The 529-nt window shown below is 30.2% G+C and carries 1 protein-coding gene; it reads right to left on the reverse strand.

Translation table 11 applies throughout. The features are described from left to right. On the reverse strand, positions 1-529 hold a 529-nt coding region (locus tag L8U00_RS07780; RefSeq protein ID WP_263709115.1), incomplete at both ends, for a hypothetical protein.

A 529-nucleotide genomic window follows, 5' to 3' on the forward strand; every position in this document is an offset into this window, starting at 1 on the left:
TAGCCACTATTATTAATACCACCAAAGATGTGTATATCTTTACCTGCATTAGGATCAGTTAAATCCCCTGAAGAATTAATAAGTTTTTCTATAGTACCACTGTTGTTAATACCATAAGTGATATCTTGAGTAGCTAAAGGAGAAGCTTCTTTACCTATAGTACCTGTATTAGTAATAACACCTATATAACCTTTATTTTCTTTAGCATCTTTGGTTTTATTATTAAAGGTGTTAGTAATACTTGCAATGGTTCCTGCGTTGTTAAGTGCATCTATGGCACCACTATTGCTTAGACCTTGCTCCATAATAGCATTTTCACTATTATTAACAGCAGTCATTACTCCATCATTCTCAAATACACTTTTAACATTACCATTATTACCAAAGGCTTTAATTAAACTACTATCATCTCTAGTAATTTCCATTTCACCATTATTAATAACTAAATCTACTATAGAATTATTTTTTAAGTCTAAGTTAGTTTTACCTGTTTCTGTGTTTTCGATAGAAGTTATAGTGCTATCATCTA

This window comes from Campylobacter sp. IFREMER_LSEM_CL2256, assembly GCF_025771645.1.
In the GTDB taxonomy this organism is placed as follows: domain Bacteria; phylum Campylobacterota; class Campylobacteria; order Campylobacterales; family Campylobacteraceae; genus Campylobacter_D.